Origin of the sequence: Falsirhodobacter deserti, assembly GCF_004015795.1 — a bacterium.
GTDB lineage: Bacteria > Pseudomonadota > Alphaproteobacteria > Rhodobacterales > Rhodobacteraceae > Falsirhodobacter > Falsirhodobacter deserti.
The window spans coordinates 279,958-297,537 of sequence record NZ_ML137218.1; the positions used below are offsets into that span (position 1 = coordinate 279,958).

22 protein-coding genes are annotated in these 17,580 nt (G+C 62.8%); 10 read left to right on the top strand and 12 right to left on the bottom strand.

Translation table 11 applies throughout. The features are described 5' to 3' along the window. Nucleotide 1: 1 nt before the first annotated feature. The 3 genes from JX25_RS01435 to trpB are packed head-to-tail and all read left to right on the top strand — an operon-like array spanning nt 2 to nt 2,297. Nucleotides 2-352 carry a lipopolysaccharide assembly protein LapA domain-containing protein gene (locus JX25_RS01435; protein WP_164876029.1) on the top strand — a complete coding sequence of 117 codons (351 nt, stop codon included), beginning with the start codon at nt 2-4 and terminating at the stop codon, nt 350-352. Further along, complete coding sequence (locus JX25_RS01440) at nt 353-1,015, top strand: phosphoribosylanthranilate isomerase (protein WP_128253352.1); 663 nt, start codon at nt 353-355, stop codon at nt 1,013-1,015. It abuts the gene before it with no gap. A 49-nt stretch (nt 1,016-1,064) separates the two neighbouring features. Beyond that, the gene (gene trpB, locus JX25_RS01445; protein WP_128253353.1) at nt 1,065-2,297 is read left to right on the top strand and encodes a tryptophan synthase subunit beta; all 1,233 of its coding nucleotides are present in this window, start codon (nt 1,065-1,067) and stop codon (nt 2,295-2,297) included. Nucleotides 2,298-2,301: 4 nt separating this feature from the next. On the opposite strand, the gene JX25_RS01450 is transcribed toward trpB, so the two are convergent. The 5 genes from JX25_RS01450 to JX25_RS01470 all read right to left on the bottom strand — a co-directional run bounded on the left by JX25_RS01450 (nt 2,302) and on the right by JX25_RS01470 (nt 5,039). Continuing rightward, the gene (locus JX25_RS01450; RefSeq protein ID WP_128253354.1) at nt 2,302-2,676 is read right to left on the bottom strand and encodes a DUF2237 family protein; all 375 of its coding nucleotides are present in this window, start codon (nt 2,674-2,676) and stop codon (nt 2,302-2,304) included. Continuing rightward, entirely contained in the window at nt 2,673-3,347 is a 675-nt protein-coding gene (pth, locus tag JX25_RS01455; RefSeq protein ID WP_128253355.1) for an aminoacyl-tRNA hydrolase, read from the bottom strand. The genes JX25_RS01450 and pth overlap by 4 nt, the downstream gene beginning before the upstream one ends. 94 nt (nt 3,348-3,441) lie before the next feature. Beyond that, complete coding sequence (locus JX25_RS01460) at nt 3,442-4,053, bottom strand: 50S ribosomal protein L25/general stress protein Ctc (protein ID WP_128253356.1); 612 nt, start codon at nt 4,051-4,053, stop codon at nt 3,442-3,444. A 99-nt stretch (nt 4,054-4,152) separates the two neighbouring features. Further along, nucleotides 4,153-4,620: a PaaI family thioesterase gene (locus tag JX25_RS01465; protein WP_128253357.1), complete on the bottom strand. Its 468-nt coding sequence runs from the start codon at nt 4,618-4,620 to the stop codon at nt 4,153-4,155. Beyond that, nucleotides 4,617-5,039 carry a PaaI family thioesterase gene (locus tag JX25_RS01470; protein WP_128253358.1) on the bottom strand — a complete coding sequence of 141 codons (423 nt, stop codon included), beginning with the start codon at nt 5,037-5,039 and terminating at the stop codon, nt 4,617-4,619. Before JX25_RS01470 ends, JX25_RS01465 begins: the two co-directional genes overlap by 4 nt. 89 nt (nt 5,040-5,128) lie before the next feature. Here JX25_RS01470 and JX25_RS01475 point away from each other — a divergent pair, with 89 nt between their 5' ends. Beyond that, nucleotides 5,129-5,500: a MerR family DNA-binding protein gene (locus tag JX25_RS01475; RefSeq protein WP_128253359.1), complete on the top strand. Its 372-nt coding sequence runs from the start codon at nt 5,129-5,131 to the stop codon at nt 5,498-5,500. 16 nt (nt 5,501-5,516) lie between these two features. On the opposite strand, the gene JX25_RS01480 is transcribed toward JX25_RS01475, so the two are convergent. The 4 genes from JX25_RS01480 to JX25_RS01495 all read right to left on the bottom strand — a co-directional run bounded on the left by JX25_RS01480 (nt 5,517) and on the right by JX25_RS01495 (nt 7,493). Then, nucleotides 5,517-5,849: a tRNA-binding protein gene (locus JX25_RS01480; protein WP_128253360.1), complete on the bottom strand. Its 333-nt coding sequence runs from the start codon at nt 5,847-5,849 to the stop codon at nt 5,517-5,519. Beyond that, a complete protein-coding gene (gene proC, locus JX25_RS01485) occupies nt 5,846-6,658 on the bottom strand; it encodes a pyrroline-5-carboxylate reductase (protein ID WP_128253361.1) in 813 nt (270 codons plus the stop codon). Before proC ends, JX25_RS01480 begins: the two co-directional genes overlap by 4 nt. A gap of 27 nt (nt 6,659-6,685) precedes the next feature. Then, nucleotides 6,686-7,189, bottom strand: a complete 504-nt coding sequence (locus tag JX25_RS01490) for a type III secretion system chaperone family protein (protein WP_128253362.1) — start codon at nt 7,187-7,189, stop codon at nt 6,686-6,688. A 124-nt stretch (nt 7,190-7,313) separates the two neighbouring features. Then, the gene (locus JX25_RS01495) at nt 7,314-7,493 is read right to left on the bottom strand and encodes a hypothetical protein (protein ID WP_128253363.1); all 180 of its coding nucleotides are present in this window, start codon (nt 7,491-7,493) and stop codon (nt 7,314-7,316) included. Between the two features lie 100 nt (nt 7,494-7,593). On the opposite strand from JX25_RS01495, the gene JX25_RS01500 reads away from it, so the two are divergent. Both JX25_RS01500 and JX25_RS15225 read left to right on the top strand, forming a co-directional pair. Next, entirely contained in the window at nt 7,594-8,094 is a 501-nt protein-coding gene (locus JX25_RS01500; protein ID WP_128253364.1) for a sigma-70 family RNA polymerase sigma factor, read from the top strand. Nucleotides 8,095-8,169: 75 nt separating this feature from the next. Continuing rightward, nucleotides 8,170-8,304, top strand: coding sequence for a hypothetical protein (locus JX25_RS15225; RefSeq protein ID WP_277750063.1), 135 nt, complete (start codon nt 8,170-8,172; stop codon nt 8,302-8,304). A 111-nt stretch (nt 8,305-8,415) separates the two neighbouring features. Here JX25_RS15225 and JX25_RS01505 read toward each other — a convergent pair whose 3' ends face one another. Next, nucleotides 8,416-10,893, bottom strand: coding sequence for a glucose/quinate/shikimate family membrane-bound PQQ-dependent dehydrogenase (locus JX25_RS01505; RefSeq protein ID WP_128253365.1), 2,478 nt, complete (start codon nt 10,891-10,893; stop codon nt 8,416-8,418). Between the two features lie 414 nt (nt 10,894-11,307). Between JX25_RS01505 and JX25_RS01510 the strand changes: the two genes are divergently transcribed. After that, nucleotides 11,308-11,883, top strand: coding sequence for a thermonuclease family protein (locus tag JX25_RS01510; RefSeq protein WP_164876030.1), 576 nt, complete (start codon nt 11,308-11,310; stop codon nt 11,881-11,883). A gap of 174 nt (nt 11,884-12,057) precedes the next feature. On the opposite strand, the gene JX25_RS01515 is transcribed toward JX25_RS01510, so the two are convergent. Next, nucleotides 12,058-13,404 (bottom strand): IS5 family transposase, encoded by a 1,347-nt coding sequence (locus JX25_RS01515; RefSeq protein WP_128253367.1) that lies wholly within the window; start codon nt 13,402-13,404, stop codon nt 12,058-12,060. Between the two features lie 225 nt (nt 13,405-13,629). Here JX25_RS01515 and JX25_RS01520 point away from each other — a divergent pair, with 225 nt between their 5' ends. From JX25_RS01520 to JX25_RS01535, 3 genes are all read left to right on the top strand, one after another. Next, on the top strand, nt 13,630-14,703 hold the full coding sequence (locus tag JX25_RS01520; protein WP_206611506.1) for a tyrosine-type recombinase/integrase: 1,074 nt from the start codon (nt 13,630-13,632) through the stop codon (nt 14,701-14,703). 318 nt (nt 14,704-15,021) lie between these two features. Further along, complete coding sequence (locus JX25_RS01530) at nt 15,022-15,957, top strand: IS481 family transposase (RefSeq protein WP_128253368.1); 936 nt, start codon at nt 15,022-15,024, stop codon at nt 15,955-15,957. Between the two features lie 67 nt (nt 15,958-16,024). Further along, a complete protein-coding gene (locus JX25_RS01535; RefSeq protein WP_128255138.1) occupies nt 16,025-17,197 on the top strand; it encodes an IS5 family transposase in 1,173 nt (390 codons plus the stop codon). A gap of 171 nt (nt 17,198-17,368) precedes the next feature. On the opposite strand, the gene JX25_RS14925 is transcribed toward JX25_RS01535, so the two are convergent. Next, the coding region (locus tag JX25_RS14925) for a hypothetical protein (protein WP_206611507.1) at nt 17,369-17,580 on the bottom strand (212 nt) is incomplete at its 5' end.

The window sequence follows — 17,580 nt, forward strand, 5'->3', positions numbered from 1 at the left end:
AATGCTGCGCTGGATTCGAATTGTTGTGCTGGTCATCCTGGCGCTGATCCTTCTTGGGGTGGCCGTGGCCAACCGGGAACTGGTGACGATCAGCCTGCTGCCGGACAGCATCGCGTCCTTCTTCGGGTGGGACTGGTCGTTGCGCATGCCATTGTTCCTTGTGATCCTCCTGGCGGCCGCGCTTGGCCTGCTGATTGGCTTTGTGTGGGAATTCTTGCGTGAACGCCGGATCCGCACCGCCGCGATCGAAAGCCAGCGCGAAGCTTCGCGCCTGCGCGCCGAGGTTGCCAGCATGCGCAAGGACCAGCCGCGGGACGAAGTTCTCGCAATCCTTGACGGGAAAGCAAGCTGAGTGGCCGATATTCGCGTCAAGATCTGCGGTCTTCGGACGGAGGCCGACATGCAGGCCGTCGCCGCTTCGGGGGCCCATTACGCAGGTCTGGTGTTCTTTCCGAAGTCGCCGCGCCATCTGACACCTGCGCAGGCGCGGGTCGTGGCGCTTGCCGCGCCGCCCGGTCTTGCGAAGGTAGCCCTGGTGGTGGATGCGGATGATGCAACGCTTGATGCCATCGTGGAAACCGTTCCGCTGGACATGCTGCAACTGCATGGGCATGAAACGCCGGAACGGGTTGCGGGGATCCGTGATCGCTATGGCCTTCCGGTGATGAAGGCGATGGGCGTGGCTGACGAAGGTGATCTTGCCGGCCTGCTGGAGATGAGCCTTGTTGCCGACCAGCTTCTGATCGATGCCAAGCCGCCCAAGGATGCCGCGCTGCCAGGTGGCAATGGCCTTTCCTTCGACTGGCGGCTGGTGGGCCGCCGCCGCTGGCTGAAGCCCTGGATGCTTGCAGGTGGACTGACGCCGGAAAACGTGGCCGATGCGATCCGGCTGACGAATGTGCGGCAGGTCGATGTCTCCTCGGGCGTCGAAGCCTCGCGCGGGGTCAAGGATGCGGGCAAGATCGCGGCTTTCGTGCAGGCTGCAACAGGACCTGCCATTCCGCGCCTGCGTTGAACTGCGGATGGATCGGGTATAGACCTGATCCGTCAACAGGAGAGGCGCCATGGCCGAAGACGGTATCAACAGCTTCATGAACGGCCCTGATGAACAGGGGCGTTTCGGCATCTTCGGCGGGCGGTTCGTGTCCGAAACGCTGATGCCGCTGATCCTGGATCTTCAGGCGCGTTATGACCATGCCAAGACAGACCCAGATTTCTGGGCCGAGATGCATGATCTTTGGACGCATTACGTAGGCCGCCCGTCGCCGCTTTATCATGCCGAACGGCTGACCGCGCATCTGGGCGGCGCAAAGATCTATCTGAAGCGGGACGAGCTGAACCACACCGGCGCGCACAAGATCAACAACGTGCTGGGCCAGATCATCCTCGCTCGCCGCATGGGCAAGACGCGCATCATCGCCGAAACCGGGGCGGGTCAGCATGGCGTGGCCACGGCCACTGTCTGCGCCAAGTTCGGCCTGAAATGCGTCGTCTACATGGGCGCGCATGATGTGGAACGTCAGGCCCCGAACGTGTTCCGAATGCGCCTTCTGGGGGCCGAGGTCGTGCCCGTGACCAGCGGCCGCGGCACGCTGAAGGATGCCATGAACGATGCCCTGCGCGATTGGGTGACGAACGTGGCCGATACCTTCTATTGCATCGGCACGGTTGCGGGCCCGCACCCCTATCCGGCAATGGTGCGCGATTTCCAGTCGATCATCGGCAAGGAGGTTCGCACCCAACTGGCCGAGCAGGAGGGTGAGGGCCGTCTGCCGGACACGCTGGTGGCGGCGATCGGCGGCGGATCAAACGCGATGGGGCTGTTCCACCCCTTCCTTGACGACCCTTCGGTGAACATCATCGGCGTGGAAGCGGGCGGCAAGGGCGTGAACGAGCAAATGGAGCATTGCGCCAGCCTTTCGGGTGGCCGCCCCGGCGTGCTGCATGGCAACCGCACCTATCTGCTGCAGGACGAGGACGGGCAGATCCTTGAAGGGTTCTCCATCTCGGCCGGGCTGGATTATCCGGGGATCGGGCCGGAACATGCATGGCTGCACGACACGGGCCGCGCGCAATACGTCTCGATCACCGACGTGGAGGCGCTGGAGGCGTTCCAGCTTTGCTGCGCACTGGAAGGCATCATTCCGGCGCTGGAGCCGAGCCACGCGCTGGCCCATGTGATGAAGATCGCACCGACCCTGCCGCAGGACCACATCATCGTGATGAACATGTGCGGCCGTGGCGACAAGGACATCTTCACCGTGGCCAAGCATCTGGGCTTCGACATGAAGATCTGAGGCGTCAGCCTGCGTCGATGGCGTGGGCGCGCAAAATCTCCATCGGGACGATCTCCAGCGTGCGCTGATGGGTGGAGGCGAGGGACACTTGCGGTGCCGCGCCTTCCTGCCACGCCTGAAGAAAGCGGGTGGCGCAAAGGCACCATTTGTCCCCCGCCTTCAGGCCTGCGAACCCGTATTCAGGGCGCGGCGTCGTCAGGTCGTTTCCCAGATACTTCGACATCGCCAGAAACTCGTCCGTCATCACGGCGCAGACGGTGTGGCGGCCCATGTCGGCGGCGCTGGTATCGCAGCAGCCATTGCGGAAAAATCCTGTCAGCGGATCAAGCGAGCAGGGCTGAAGCTTCGTTCCAAGCACGTTCACGGACGGATCGGTCATTTGAAACGCTCCACCAGTTTCTGAAGGGGGTTGCGGGTGTCGGGGGCCGGCGCTGCGGCGGCCGGTTGCGGGGCAGGGCGGGCTGTGCCGGTGGAAGGGCGCGGCGGGGCAACCCGCTGGGCCACCGCATTCATGAAGCGCGGCCCGTCCCCGGCGGCCAGTGCGGGCGCCCCGTCGGCAATCCCGCGCATCATGTCATCCAGCCACTCCGCTTCGGCCTTGGCAAAATCCGACAGGACATAGCCTGCCACGCGGTCCTTGTGGCCCGGATGCCCGATGCCAAGCCGGACGCGATCATAAGCCTCGCCCACATGGGCATGGATCGACCGCAGGCCGTTATGGCCCGCATGGCCGCCCCCCGTCTTCAGGCGCAACTTGCCGGGCGCCAGATCCAGTTCATCATGAAAGACTGTCACATCGGCAGGCGTCAGCTTCCAGAAGCGCATCGCCTCGCCAACCGATTGGCCGGAATTGTTCATGAACGTTTCGGGCTTCAGAAGGGCAACCTTTTCAGCGCCGAAGCGCCCTTCGCTGACCTGCCCCTGAAAGCCCTTCCGCCACGGTGTGAAGCCGTGATCCTCGGCGATCCGGTCCATGGCCATGAAGCCGATATTGTGGCGGTTGCCCGCATATTTCGCGCCGGGATTGCCCAGACCGACCCAAAGTTTCATGCAGCCCTCCGTTTGGAAAAAGAATAACAGGCGCGGCGGCATGAAAAAAGGGCGCGGTTTCCCGCGCCCTTCATTCGGCCTGTGCCGGAAGCCCTCAGGCTTCTTCGGCTTCGTCTTCAGCTTCTTCGGCAACCAGCCCCGACGGCGCGGAGATGTTGGCGATCACGAAGTTGCGGTCGATGGTCGGTTTCACGCCATTCGGCAGAACGATGTCGTTGATGTGGATCACATCGCCGATCTGCTTGCCGGTCAGGTCCACGGTGATGTGGTCCGGGATGTCGGAAGCCGTCACCTCAAGCTCCACCTCGTTGCGCACGGCAACCAGGGTGCCGCCGCGCTTGATGCCCGGGGCCTTGTCCGCGTTGATGAAGTCAACGTGGATGAACAGGTTGATGCGGCTGTTGCGGTGCAGGCGCATGAAGTCGACATGGGTCGGCAGGTCCTTGACCACGTCGCGCTGAACGCTGCGGCAGATGACGCGCACGTCGTCCTGGCCTTCAACCTTCAGGTTGAACAGCGTGGACAGGAAGCGGCCCTGCTTCAGCAGCTTCAGAAGGTAGTTGTAGTTCATGTTGATGGCTTGCGGCTCTTTGCCGTCGCCATACACGATGCCGGGTACGTTGCCCTCACGACGAGCTTGACGAGCGGCCCCCTTGCCCGTCCCCGTCCGCACCGTGGCCTGAAGATCTGGGATCTCGTTTGCCATTGGTATTCTCCTAAAACAGATGATCGCCCCATCCTCCAAGGGTGCATGGGGTCGAAGCTTGGCGCTATAGTGCCAAATCGCCTTGAAGGGAAGGGTGAATCACACGCCTTCGGGCATCAGGAAGTGCCCCATCGCCTGTGCAAACAGGCGGCTGCGGTTGTCCTGCCACGCCTCCACATGCACGCTGGCATAGCGTCGGCCGAAGCGGACCACCCGGGCGCGGGCATAGGCATCGCGGGGCAATCCGGGGCGAAGATAGTCCACAGTCATGTTGATGGTGCGCGGAAGCGCGACGGAAGGTTCCCCCGCCTCCATCCTTGTCCATGTGGAGGACCAGGCAAGTTCGACCAGCGCCGCCGTTTCCAGAAAGGCCGCAGTCAGCCCGCCATGCAGTGCCGGCGGGGCGGGAACGCCGATCAGCATATCGCGAAAGGGCAGGATTGCCGTCAGTTCGTCCCCCCGCCGGTCAAAGCGCATGCCCAGAAACCCGACATAGGGCAGGCGCGCGACCAGTACGGCCAGCGCGGTGTCGCGGCGTTCCTTAACCTGCTGGACGGTTTCGATCATCTTGCCTCGCGGATGATGGTGAAGGTTCCGGTGGCGGTTGCGACGGGACGATCTGTATCCTCGTCATGGGTGACGGCGCGCACAAAGGCGACATGCTGGGTCACATGGTGGCAATCGGCCCGTGCGATCAGGCGCTGGCCCGGGGTGGCGCTGCGCATGTAATCGATGCGCAGGTCGATCGTTGCCGTCAGGCCATTGGCTTCGGGATGCGACATGACAGCCGCGCCGGATGCCGAATCCATCAGGACCGACACCGCGCCCCCTGCGATCACGCCGGTATCGGGATCGCCGATCAGCCGCGGATCATAGGGCAGTGCCAGCGTGGCCCATCCATCGCCGATCGCCTCGACGGTGATGCCAAGGGCGGCGCAGTGGGGAATGACGGCAACAAACCGGCGGGCGCGTTCAACGTGATCCATGGCGTGATCTTGCGTATTCCAGGCGGCTTGCGCAAGCCGGATTGCTCTGCCCATGCGCCGCGCTATCTCCACTGCGCAAGGAGGCCCGGATGACGGATGACATGCTCAGCTTCAAGGAGATGTGCGCCAAGTTCGCGGTAACGCCGCGAACCCTGCGCTATTACGAATATATCGAGTTGTTGCAGCCCCACAAGGAAGGCCGGACGCGGTTCTATGGCCCGGAGGAGGTGCAGCGGATGCAGGTCATCCTGCGCGGCAAGCGCTTCGGCTTTTCGCTGGAAGAAATCCGCCAGTGGCTCATCCTGTCGCAAACCGAAGGGAACGAAGCGCAACGGCGCGGCATCGTCGCCATCGCCGAACGCAAGCTGGACGAGTTGATCCGCCAGCGGGAGGCGCTGGAAAGCGCCATCGCCGATCTGCAGGAAATGCGTGACGCGGCTGCCGCCGGGCAGTTGAGCTAGCGCCGCGCAAGGCCCGTCAGAACAGGCGGACCCCATCGGGCACGTCCTTGTCAGGCTGCACCAGCACGACATCGCCCGCAGCGTCCGGCAGCCCCAGAACCAGAACCTCCGACATGACCGGACCGATCTGCCGCGGCGGAAAGTTCACGACCGCAAGAACCTGCCGGCCCACCAGCCCTTCAGGGGTGTAATGCGCCGTCAGTTGGGCCGAGGATCGCTTTTCTCCCAGCTCGGGTCCGAAGTCGACCCAAAGGCGGATGGCAGGCTTGCGCGCCTCGGGGAAGGGTTCCGCGCGAGTGATGCGCCCTGCGCGGATGTCCACCTTTGCGAAATCATCCCAGCTGATCATGCGCCCAGCTCCCGCCCGCGGGCGGCGGCGGCGGCCACGGTCCGGCGCATCAGGGGCGGCAGGCCGTTTTCCTTGTCCATCAGCACGGCCAGCCCGGCCGCCGTCAACCCGCCGGGAGAGGTCACGTTGGTGCGAAGCTGGGACGCAGTTTCGGGCGCACGATGTGCCAGTTCGCCGGCCCCGGTCACGGTGGCGCGGGCAAGGCGCATGGCCAGATCGGCGGGAAGGCCTTCGGCTTCGCCAGCGGCGGCCAAGGCTTCGATCAGGTGGAAGACATAGGCGGGGCCGCAACCGGATATCGCCGAAACGGCATCCATCTGGTCTTCACCCTCCAGCCGGACGGTTTCCCCCACCGCAGACAGCAGGGCTTCGGCCAGTTGCAGATCGCCCTCGGTTACCTGCGGGTTTGCGACAACCGCCGTGATGCCGCGGCCGACGGCCGAAGGCGTGTTCGGCATCGCCCGCACCACGGGCGTGCCGTGGCCCAGCATCGCTTCGTATTTCGCCAGCGTGAGCCCCGCGGCCACGGACAGGAACAGCGTCTTGCCGCCGCCCAGGGCTGCAAGACGGGGCAGCGCCTCATCCATCTTCTGCGGCTTCACGGCCAGAAGGGCGATGGCAGGGTGTGCAGGCAGATCCCCGTTGATGTTCACGCCGGTGCTTTTCAGCCAATTTGACGGGTTGGGCGTCAGCACGTGAACCGAGGAAGGCGGCAGCCCGCCATCCAGCCAGCCCGCCAGCATGGCCGAACCCATCTTTCCACAGCCAAGAAGCACCAGCCCGCGGCGGGCCACATCATCCAAGTTCATCGCATCCCCCTATTTGAATACAGCAGGTTAGGCGCGCCCGTACGCCTCTGCAATGGCGACCTGAAGCGCCTTCTGCGGCTCTGCATCCCCCCAGGCGACAAGCTGGAACGCCGGATAGAACCGTTCGGCCGCGGTGACGGCGCTGTGCATCAGGTGGGCGATCTGTTCCGGCCCGACGACCTGCCCCCCCGAAAGCGCAAGGCCATAGCGCCAGACCATCATCCGCTGTTCCGTCCAATAGGTGAAGGCGCCCGACCACACGCTGTCATTGACCCTGTTCAGCAGGTCGTAAAGCGCGGGCATACGGCCTGCGGGCGGTGCCATCTCGAACGAACAGATCAGCCGCAGCGTTTCATCCCGCGCCGACCATGCCAGCGTAAGCGAATAGATCCGCCACTGGCCGGTCACCGTCAGCACGATCCGGTCATCGGTCAGCCGGTCGAAGTCCCAGTCGTTGTCGGCTGCATAAACCTCGACCGCGTCGATGGGGTGCAGCTCGTTGTCCATGATGAAATTGTCGGACACGGACATGAATGCCCCCCTTCAGACCATAACGATACCTTGATGCGAATCATTCTAGGCCTGCCGGAGTCGCGTGTGAATCCGCATTCGACTGGATAACGCGAATCTCTTGGGGATAAGTGCGGTATAAGAGTCAATCCGATTCGTGATCGCCTGTGCGGGCTTTTCGCGCATCCAGTGCCGCTTGAAGCCGTTCGGCAAGATCAAGGATGGCGGGTGGAACGGGTTCGCGCGCCAAGGCGCCCACCAGGTCGGCTGCCAGCCGCTGAAGCTCGTCATCCAGATCGGTCGCTGGCATATCCTGCGCTTGCATCCTGTCCCCGCTTTCGCCGCTTGACGCCCCGTCCCGCAGCGGAACCAAAGCGCGCAGGTCACGTTTAACCTGCATCACACCGAAGCAGGGGCGTCATCACATGGATCAGCAAGCCGCAGGGAAAATCGTTCCCGATGTGCTGGAGCTGATTCCGGCGTTGCGCGCCTATGCCCGGTCCTTGTGCAAGAACGCCGCCGATGCCGACGACCTCGTGCAGGATACACTCGTAAAGGCCCTTGGCAACATCGACAAGTTCGAAGAGGGCAGCCGTTTGCGGGCGTGGCTTTTTACCATCATGCGCAACACCTTCTTCACCAGCGTGAAGGTGAAAACCCGCGAGGCCCCGGCGGGAGAGGATTGTGTCTCCTCCACCCCGACCAGCCCCGCCACGCAGGAATGGTATGTTCGCGGCAAGGAGTTGATGGCGGCAGTGGACCGGCTTCCTTCGCATTACCGCGAAATGCTGATCCTCGTCGTGATGCTGGGGGAAAGTTACGAAACTGCAGCAGAGATCTGCGACTGTGCCATCGGGACGGTGAAAAGCCGCGTCAATCGCGCCCGCCAGATGGTGATCGAGGACCTTGGTGTTGACGCATTGTGAAGAACTGTGTGCCATGATGGCCAAAGCTGCGACGGATGTTGTGCCTTGGCCAAGGCTGAAACGGGAGAAGCGACAATGACGACCCGCCTGACCGACCGCCCCGATACCCATCCCGAAGGGGAATGCCCCGAACGGATGAGCGTTGCCTATGTCTGCCTTGTCGCCGTTGTGGCTGTGCTGGCCGGCGTGGCGCTTGCCTGGATCGGCTGATACCTGAAGCTTGCAAATAACAAGGCGGGCCGCAGATGCGGCCCGCCTTGTTTCTGGCGCCTGTCTTCCGGCACCGGAAGAACGGGCGGCCGGGGCCGCCCGTTCCAGGGTTCATGGAAGCGAATACGCGATCACATAATCGCCCGGATCTGTTCCGATAGAGCCGTGGCCGCCTGCAACCATCACCACATATTGCCGTCCGTCCACCTCATAGGTCATCGGGGTCGACTGGCCGCCGGCGGGAAGGCGTGCCTTCCACAGTTCTTCGCCCGTGGTCAGATCATAGGCGCGCAGATAGTTATCGACAGCTGCGCCAAGGAATGCGACGCCGCCGCGCGTGATGATCGGGCCACCGATGCCCGGCACGCCCAGCTCGATCGGCAGGGGCAGGGGGGTCATGTCGCGGACGGTGCCGTTCTTGTGCTTCCATGCGATATTGCCGTTGGTCAGGTTCGCACCTGCAACGTAACCCCATGGTGGCGCCTGGCAGGGCACGCCAAGCGCACCAAGCAACGGGCCCATGACCACGCCATAAGGCGCACCTTCGTTGCGGTTCAGGCCCTGTTCGCTGGCCGTCGCGCCTTCTTCAGCCGGCGGGATCTCCGAACGCGGTACGAGGCGCGAGGTGAAGGCAAGATAGGTCGGCATGCCGAACATCACCTGACGTTCCGGATCCACCGCGATGGAGCCCCAGTTGAACACGCCGAAGTTGCCGGGATAGACGATGGTGCCTTCCAGCGACGGCGGCGTGTAGCGGCCTTCATAGTTCAGGCGGTTGAAGTCGATACGGCACATCAGCTGATCGAAGATCGACATGCCCCACATATCGGCCTCGCGCAGGGGCGGCGGCTCGAAGCTCAGCGCCGAGACGGGCTGGGTGGGTGCTGTGAAATCCTCGGGAATTGCGCCGCCGGGGGCAGGCACTTCCGTGACGGGAAGGATCGGTTCGCCCGATTCGCGGTTCAGCACATAGATGTCGCCCTGTTTCGTCGGCCCCACCAGCGCGGGAACCGTCTCGCCATCGATCGTCAGATCAACCAGAACCGGCTGCGCGGGTACGTCCATGTCCCACAGGTCGTGGTGGACCGTCTGGAACACCCATGCGCGTTCGCCGGTTTCCACATCCAGCGCCACGATGGAGGAAGAATGCTCCTCCACCGCTTCGGAGCGGCCCATGCCAAGCTGGTCCGGCACCTGGTTGCCCAGCGGAATATAAACCAGCCCGCGTTCTTCATCGACCGAGAAGACGGACCAGCTGTTGGGGCTGTTTGCGGTATAGGTTTCGCCGCCGGCGATATCGATGGGCGCGGTTTCCTCGGGGTTGCCGCTGTCCCAGTTCCACACCAGTTCGCCCGTCGCGATGTCGAAGGCACGGATCACCCCCGACTGCGAGTAGATCGAGAAGTTATCGTTCACCGCGCCGCCGATGATGATCAGCCCGTCCACGGCCACCGGCGGCGAGGTCGAATAGTAATAGCCCGCCGGGTTGTAGGGCATTCCCGCTTCCAGATGCAGCGTGCCGCCATCGGCGAAGCTTTCGCAAAGCTCGCCCGTTTCGGCGTTCAGCGCGATCAGGCGCGCATCGGCGGTGGGCATGTAAACGCGGGTCGGGCAGGCTTCCGGTGCAGCGGCTTGCGCAGGGGCAGGTGCCGGTGCGGGGGCCTGTTCCGTCGTCTCGCCTTCAGCCGGGGCAGTGCCATCCGCCGGCGCCGTAGTTTCCGCCGGGGCGGCCGCGGGCGTCGGCTCGGGCTGTTCGGGCATGTTTGCCATGTCCCAATACGTCACGCCGCGGCAGGTCTGGTGCTGGCGGTCCGGGTTCATGCCGGAATTCGCATCAAAGCGCCAGATTTCCTCGCCCGAGGCGGCATCAAGCGCGATCGCAAGGTTATGCGGCGTGCAGATGAAGAGACGGTCGCCGACCTTGAGGGGGGTTACCTGATAGGTCGTCTCGTTCACGTCGTCGGGGCGTTTCACGTCGCCGGTCTGATACCGCCAGACCTCTTCCAGGTCGCCGACATTCTCGGTGGTGATCGCCTCCAGAGGGGACCAGCGCTGGCCGTAATTGGTGCGGCCGTACTGGTGCCAGTCGCCATCCGGAATCTCGTTCCCGGTGGCGGGATCAGCCGCGATACGTTCCGTCGGGAGCGAGCCGGAGATGTCCGTGGGATCCTGGAACATCGAATAAACCGCAACCACGATGGCAACCAGCACTGCCAGCGCGATCGGCAGGCCGGGGGTGCGGTGGCGCCCCTCGGGCCGCTTCGTGATCGCATCAACCGAAACAAGGCGGTTGCGGACGAACGGCAGCCACAGCCAGAGGCCCATCAGCACGACCAGGCCGCCCCGCGGCATCAGTTGCCACCAGTCGAACCCGACTTCCCAGACCGACCATGCCAGCCATGCCAGGATGGTCACGGCGAATAGTGTCAGCGCCGCTGCGCGGCGACGGAAGACCAGCCAGGCGGTCACCAGCACCGCCAGGCCAAGGATGAGATAGGCGACGCTGCCGCCGACAAGTGCAAGCCAAGCCCCGAGGATTGTCAGGGCCAGGCCGATCACTCCGAAGAGTAGTCCCGTGAATGTTATCATCTGTGATCCCATGGCTTTTGTCGGGGCACATAATGCGGGATCCCGCTTTGCCCATCTTTTTCAGCACCGGGAGGGGGCGATGAAGGAACCCCCGCATCGAAGCGGGCGTTCGGAGCGGCTCAGATGAGCCTTGCCGGAAGCATCGCCTCCAGTTCGCTCATCCTCCGGCTGCAGGGTGCCGTCATCCAAGACCCGCTTCCTCCAGAACGATAAGAACGCACAATAAACATGCGCCCGCCTTGTAGAAGAATTCCGGCGTTTCTCTCCATGATACGATGAACCTTCACAACGGCGAGCGGCGAGGGAAGGAGTCGGGGCGTGCCCTGCAGATCTGGTGGGCACCGGCGCACGGACAAACCTGCGGGAAGCGGGCGATGACTTGCCTTCGTAGGCTGTTCGATGCATTTGCCCGCCATGGCACGTCGCAAAAGAACATCCCGCATCCCCGGCCCGAAGGTCTGGCTTTTCGCTATCGCTCTTGTCCTGGCCGGCTTTGTCTACGGCAGCGACGATCCGCAGAGGCGCCGGACCTTCTTCGACATGGCCGAACGCCTTCTGCAAGGCGACACCGTCCCGGCCGAAACCATGGCAGGCGGAGCCCGCATCATCGACGGCGATACGCTGGATTTGAACGGCAGCCGCATCCGGCTTTACGGCATCGATGCACCCGAAAGTGCGCAGACCTGCAGGCGCGGTGCGCGGGAATGGGCATGCGGCAAGGAAGCAACCGCTGCCTTGGCAAGGATGATCGGCAACCAGCAGCTAGAGTGCGAGAAGAGGGACACCGACCGCTATGGCCGCACCGTCGCAACCTGCGAGGCAGGCGGCACAAGCGTCAACACATGGATGGTCCGGAATGGCTGGGCCGTGGCCTACCGTCAATATGGCGGGGCCATCTATGGCGCGAACGAGGATGCGGCAAAGCGGGACAAGCTGGGGATCTGGTCGGGGACATTCCAGATGCCGTGGGATTGGCGGAAGGCCCATTAGGCACTATTGGCCGTGGGCGTTCAGGCGGCGCCTCGGGCGGATCATTCTTCACATCAGCAGGAAATGTGGCGGAGACGAAGTCCGACCTAAACTTGTCTCAAGCGAAGTCATTTGGCACTGATTTGTTGCTTATCGTATTGCGAATAAGTAAATAGTCCGGTCTGAACAACGCCGTCATGCTGCGACTGGCATCCGAAGTTGCCGGTCATCGACTGCGATGATTTTCAGGATGAATCGAATGAGGAAGACGTAAAGAGCCCTGAGATGGGCGAGGATCTTGCGGATGTTATGGCCGCAGGCGCAGAGGACGGCAAAGAGCGCATCGCCGGTCCTGCCCTTCAGGGGACATCTGGCCAAGCGCCCATCCGCTTTCATGTGCCCGATCTCCGGTTCGATGGCGCTTCGCCGTTTGAGGAGTTTCGCCAGTGCCGGGGTGATGCCCCGCCGTTGTCCGCTGATCAGGACGCGGGTCGTCTCGACGCCGTGGCCGCGATAGCCACGGTCCACGACGGCGAGGCTGGGCCTCGTGTCGGTCAGGATCTCGATCTGCTCCAGCGCCGGCGCCAGGGAGTGGCCGTCATAGGGGTTGCCCGGAAAGCTGCGGGCGCCGACGACGAAGCCACCTTCGAGGGTGGTGGCGAGGCTGACCTTGGTGCCGAACTCGTATCGCACCCGCGCCTTGCCCTTTGAGATGCAGTCGACCTCGGGCTCGTGCAGGGAATAGATCTTGTTGCGGCTCTTCGGCCCCTGTTCCAGAAGGGAGCCGACCCGCCAGAGGGCGTCCAGAACCCGTCCGCGCAGGGAACCTTGCGGGATCTCCTGCAGGTGCCGACGCAGGTCGCGGCGCACCCGGCCGACATAGCCCTTGAGCTGGCGCAGCGCCTTGCGCATGCGCTTGAACTGGCGGGCATGGGCGTAACGGCCGACCTGGATCGCGAGCCGCGGCGCCAAACGGGCATAGCTCTGGCGCAGATCGATCCCGGCCTTCTTCGCCAGGCCGACCAGAAGGGTGCGGGCGCGCTCATAGAGCCGGGCGTCCGTCGGATGGGCGATGTTCTTTTCCATGACTGTGGTATCGACCGCCACCTGCTTCAGGGCCTTGTCGGTGACCGCCCCCGAGGATCTCCCCGCCTCGATGGTCTTGGTCAGCAGCCACTCCACGCCTTCCTCACCGATCCGCTTGCGCCAGCGCACCAGCGACGATGGATCGATCGGCGGGCGGTGCTGAAAGAAGGTCTCGCCGGTGAAGTGCTGGTAATACGGGTTCTCGACCCACCGCGCGACCACCGCCTCGTCTGACAGATTGAACGCGTGCTGCAAATACATCAGCCCGGCGATCAGGCGCGGCGATGTCGCCGGACGCCCTGTCGCCGAGGGGAAGAACCCGGCCCATTCCCGCTCGAAGAACTCCCAGTCAATCAGGGCCTCGAGCTTCACCAGCTCATGGCGTGGATCGATCATGTCCACCAGCCTGGGACGCAGCAGGTCATCCTGTTCGGGGGCACGGGAACGGGGCTTCATCGGCGACCGGAAATTGCGGGGTTCTGGCCTGCAGAATACGAAACCTTGCGGAACAAGGCCAATAAAACCGCCCGTTCCTCTCACGAAATCAATGCGTTCCGAGTTGTTCAGACCGGACTAAATAAATGTAGGCAAAGAAGGCAACCTATATCAAGTAGCATCGTGCAATATCGTCGGTTGTGTGGGGCTGACTGTGGGGTTAAGGCAAGAGCAGGGACCCAGATCATGCTGACGAACATTCAGGCGAAGCGCCTCAAAGCCGGCGACAGCATGGTCGCGGTGGGCGGTGTGACGGGACTGTATCTGAGCCCGGGCAAGGAGGTTGGAACGGGCAAATTTCTCCTGCGGTTCAAGTCGCCGGTCTCGGGCAAGCGGCGCGACATGGGGCTCGGCACATTCCCTGAACTAGGGCTCGCGGATGCTCGCGGTTTGGCCGCAGAGGCGCGCGCACAGATCGCCAAGGGGCTTGACCCTATCGACGAGCGGCGTGCTGCCAAAGACGAACAGGTGCATCGGGTTCCAAATTTTGAAGAGGCCGCGCGGGCCGTCTTCGAAACGCTAGCGCCAGGTTACCGAAATGCCAAGCATCGCGACCAATGGATTTCGTCGCTGGAATTTTATGTCTTCCCGAAACTTGGCATGCGGCAGGTGGATGGCCTGTCGGTCGGGGATTTCGCGCAGGTTCTAAAGCCGATCTGGCTTGAGAAGGAAGAAACTGCGAGTCGGGTCAAGCAGCGCTGCGAGCGGGTCATGATGTGGTGCGTGGCGCACAGGCATTGCGACCACAACCCTCTCTCCGCGGTGCTGGCACTGTTGCCCAAGCAGAGAGGGACGGCAGATCGCGTTCAGCACCACCCGGCGGCGCCTTGGCGCGCCCTACCGGCCTTGGTGTCGAACCTGACGGCAGATGCACGGCTTTCGATAAGCAGTCAGGCGCTTCTGTTCCTGATCCTCACGGCCGCGCGCTCGGGCGAAGTGCGGGGCGCAACATGGGACGAAATCGACTTCAAGACTGCCACATGGACCGTCCCGGCCGAGCGCATGAAGGCCGGACGTCAGCATCGTGTGCCACTCTCGCGGCAGGCGGTCGAGCTTCTGTCTGCGTTGGCGAAGATTCGGCTTGGCGGCAAGTGGATTTTCACCGCGCGCGGGACGTCCCAGATGAGTGACATGACCCTCACCAAAGTTCTTCGCCTGCAACAGTTCCCAAGTGACGTGCCTGGGCGTCCTGCCACCGCACACGGTTTCGATCCACCTTCCGCGATTGGGCCTCTGAAAATAGCTATCCTCGTGACGTAGCGGAGCGCGCCCTAGCCCACACGATCGTCAATGCGACCGAAGCTGCCTACCATCGCACCGACCAGTTAGATCAGCGTCGTATCATGATGCAGGCTTGGGCAGACTTTGCGTTCGGGAGGTACAATTGATGGCGGGTGCCCCTGTTCAAAACCGAACCAGACCGTGTGAAAACTTGGCGGCGTCCGGTGGCATGCAGGGGTTCCGGATGGATCGGTGATTTTCCTTTCACGATCCATATTAAAGCTGGATCGTGGGCCTTAGGTGTTTGATCCCACGGTTTGATGGTGCGATCCTTTCTTTGGAATGGAAGGATGCTCTATGGGACAAATTCGTCACGGCAGCGCCACGACCACGCACGCTGTCCGAGCAGCAATACAGCGATCGCAAGCTTCGCTCGCGCAGCTGAGCAGAGAACTGGGGATCAATCCGAAGACAGTCGCTAAGTGGCGAAAGCGCCAGACGGTCGAGGATCTCAAAACCGGGCCAAAGGAGCCGCGTTCGACGATACTGACGGAGGCTGAGGAGGCAGCCATCATCGCTTTCCGGCGGCACACGCTGTTGCCGCTGGACGATTGCCTCTATGCCCTTCAGCCCTCCATCCCACACCTGACACGCTCGGCGCTGCATCGCTGTCTGCAGCGTCACGGCATATCTCGACTGCCTGACGTGGAGGGGGACAAGCCAAAGCGCCAGAAGTTCAAGCGCTACCCCATCGGCTTCTTTCACATCGACATTGCCGAAGTTCAGACCGCTGAAGGCAAGCTATTTCTGTTCGTCGGCATTGACCGCACAAGCAAGTTCGCCGTGACCCAGTTGGTCGAGAAGGCGGACAGGAAGACAGCATGGGAATTTCTGCAGCATATGCTCGAGGCCGTGCCCTATCAGGTTCACACCATTCTAACCGACAACGGCATTCAGTTCGCCGAGCAACCTCGGAACCGCAATACAATCTATTCCAGGCCCATGCGCTTCGACATGATCTGCGAGGCCAACGGGATCGAACACCGCCTCACAAAGCCAAACCATCCTTGGACGAATGGTCAGGTCGAGCGGATGAACCGCACGATCAAGGACGCGACCGTCAAACGCTTCCATTACGATGACCACGACCAGCTCCGCTCCCACCTCGCTGACTTCATGGCGGCCTACAACTTCGCGCGCAGGCTCAAGACCCTCGGCGGCCTCACGCCCTACGAATACATCTGCAAGATCTGGACATCTGAGCCAGACAGATTCATCCTAACAGGCCGCTGAAGAAGTCGATCCTTGGCCTTCTCCGAGGAACATGATTCACCGTCGGGGGACCAAGGCGGGGGTGATGATGCGCGGCACTGACGACACGAGCGGGTCGCTGTTCAGCTATGTTGATCTCGATGCGCGCATTCCGGCACGGCATCCGCTGCGCAAGATCAGGCAGGTGGTGAACGAGGCGCTGGCCAGCCTGGATGCCGAGTTCGCAGCGCTCTATACCGATTTCGGTCGCCCCTCGATCGCACCGGAGCGGCTGATCAGGGCCTGCCTGCTCCAGATCCTGTTCTCGGTCCGCTCTGAACGGCAGCTGATGGAGCAGATGCAGTATAACCTGCTGTTCCGGTGGTTCGTGGGGCTCGGCATCGACGACCAGATCTGGGTTCCGACGGTGTTCACGAAGAACCGCGACCGGCTGCTGACGACCGAGATGTCGCGCAAGGTGATGGCCGCGATCCTGGCGCACCGGGAGGTCGCGCCGCTTCTGTCGGACGAACATTTTTCGGTTGACGGCACGCTGGTCAAGGCCTGGGCCTCGATGAAGAGCTTCCAGCTCAAGCCGGACATCTCCCGGCCTGATGACGAGGGACCGAGCGACCCGCCTTCACCAGCCACGACCGCCGCCGACCAACCTGAACAGGTCCAGACAGGGACAGACGCGATGCCCCGCCCCACCCGCCAGCACCGCAACGCTGAGATCAACTTCCGGGGCGAGAAGCGTTCGAACGCCACCCATGCCTCGACCACCGATCCGGACGCCCGCCTCTACAAGAAATCGCCCGGCACCGGGGCGATACTGTGCTTCATCGGCCATGCTCTGATGGAGAACCGCTCGGGCCTGATCGTGCAGGGCGATCTGACCGAAGCGGACGGCCGAGCCGAACGGCGTGCCGCGCTCGACATGGTGCATCGCCACTCTCCCGGATCGACCCGCAGGCTGACCCTTGGGGCGGACAAGGGATATGACGCCGCCACGTTTGTCGCTGATCTGCGACAGGCCTGCGTGACACCGCATGTCGCGCAGAAATCGCGTTGTTCAGCGATTGATAGGCGAACCACCCGGCACAAGGGTTATGCCCTGTCCCTCAAGCATCGGAAGCGGATCGAGGAGGCGTTCGGGTGGGCCAAGACGGTCGGCGGCATGGCTCAGACTGTTTATCGCGGCGTCGAACGAGTGCGCTCCCGCTTCGTTTTGACGATGGCGGCCAACAACCTTGCACGGCTGCCCCGATTGCTGACCGCATGAAGCCAAAAGCGGTATCAGCCGCGCACACCCTTCGCCCCGATAGGCCGGAAGCTCGATGCAGCCGGGCCCATCCGAAGAAAACCGTTCCGCCCCGGCGACTTCTTCAGCGGCCTGCTAAATCCGATCCACCAGATGCCGGGACTGAACACCTAAGACGAACAAAGGATCGAGTCAGCTCGCGCAAATGCTGCGCAGCAGTTCTTCAGCTTGGTTAAAGTTTGGGATGTAGGGCCTTATCGAACTAGAATTCTGGCTTTCGTTCTGTATAAAGGCCTGCAACCTCGGGTCGTCTGCAGGAATATTTATACCTAATTTTGCTGCGATTGCGCGGGCTTGGCTGGCCATCGGTTCGCTGCCAAAATAGAGTTCCTCAAACAGATACC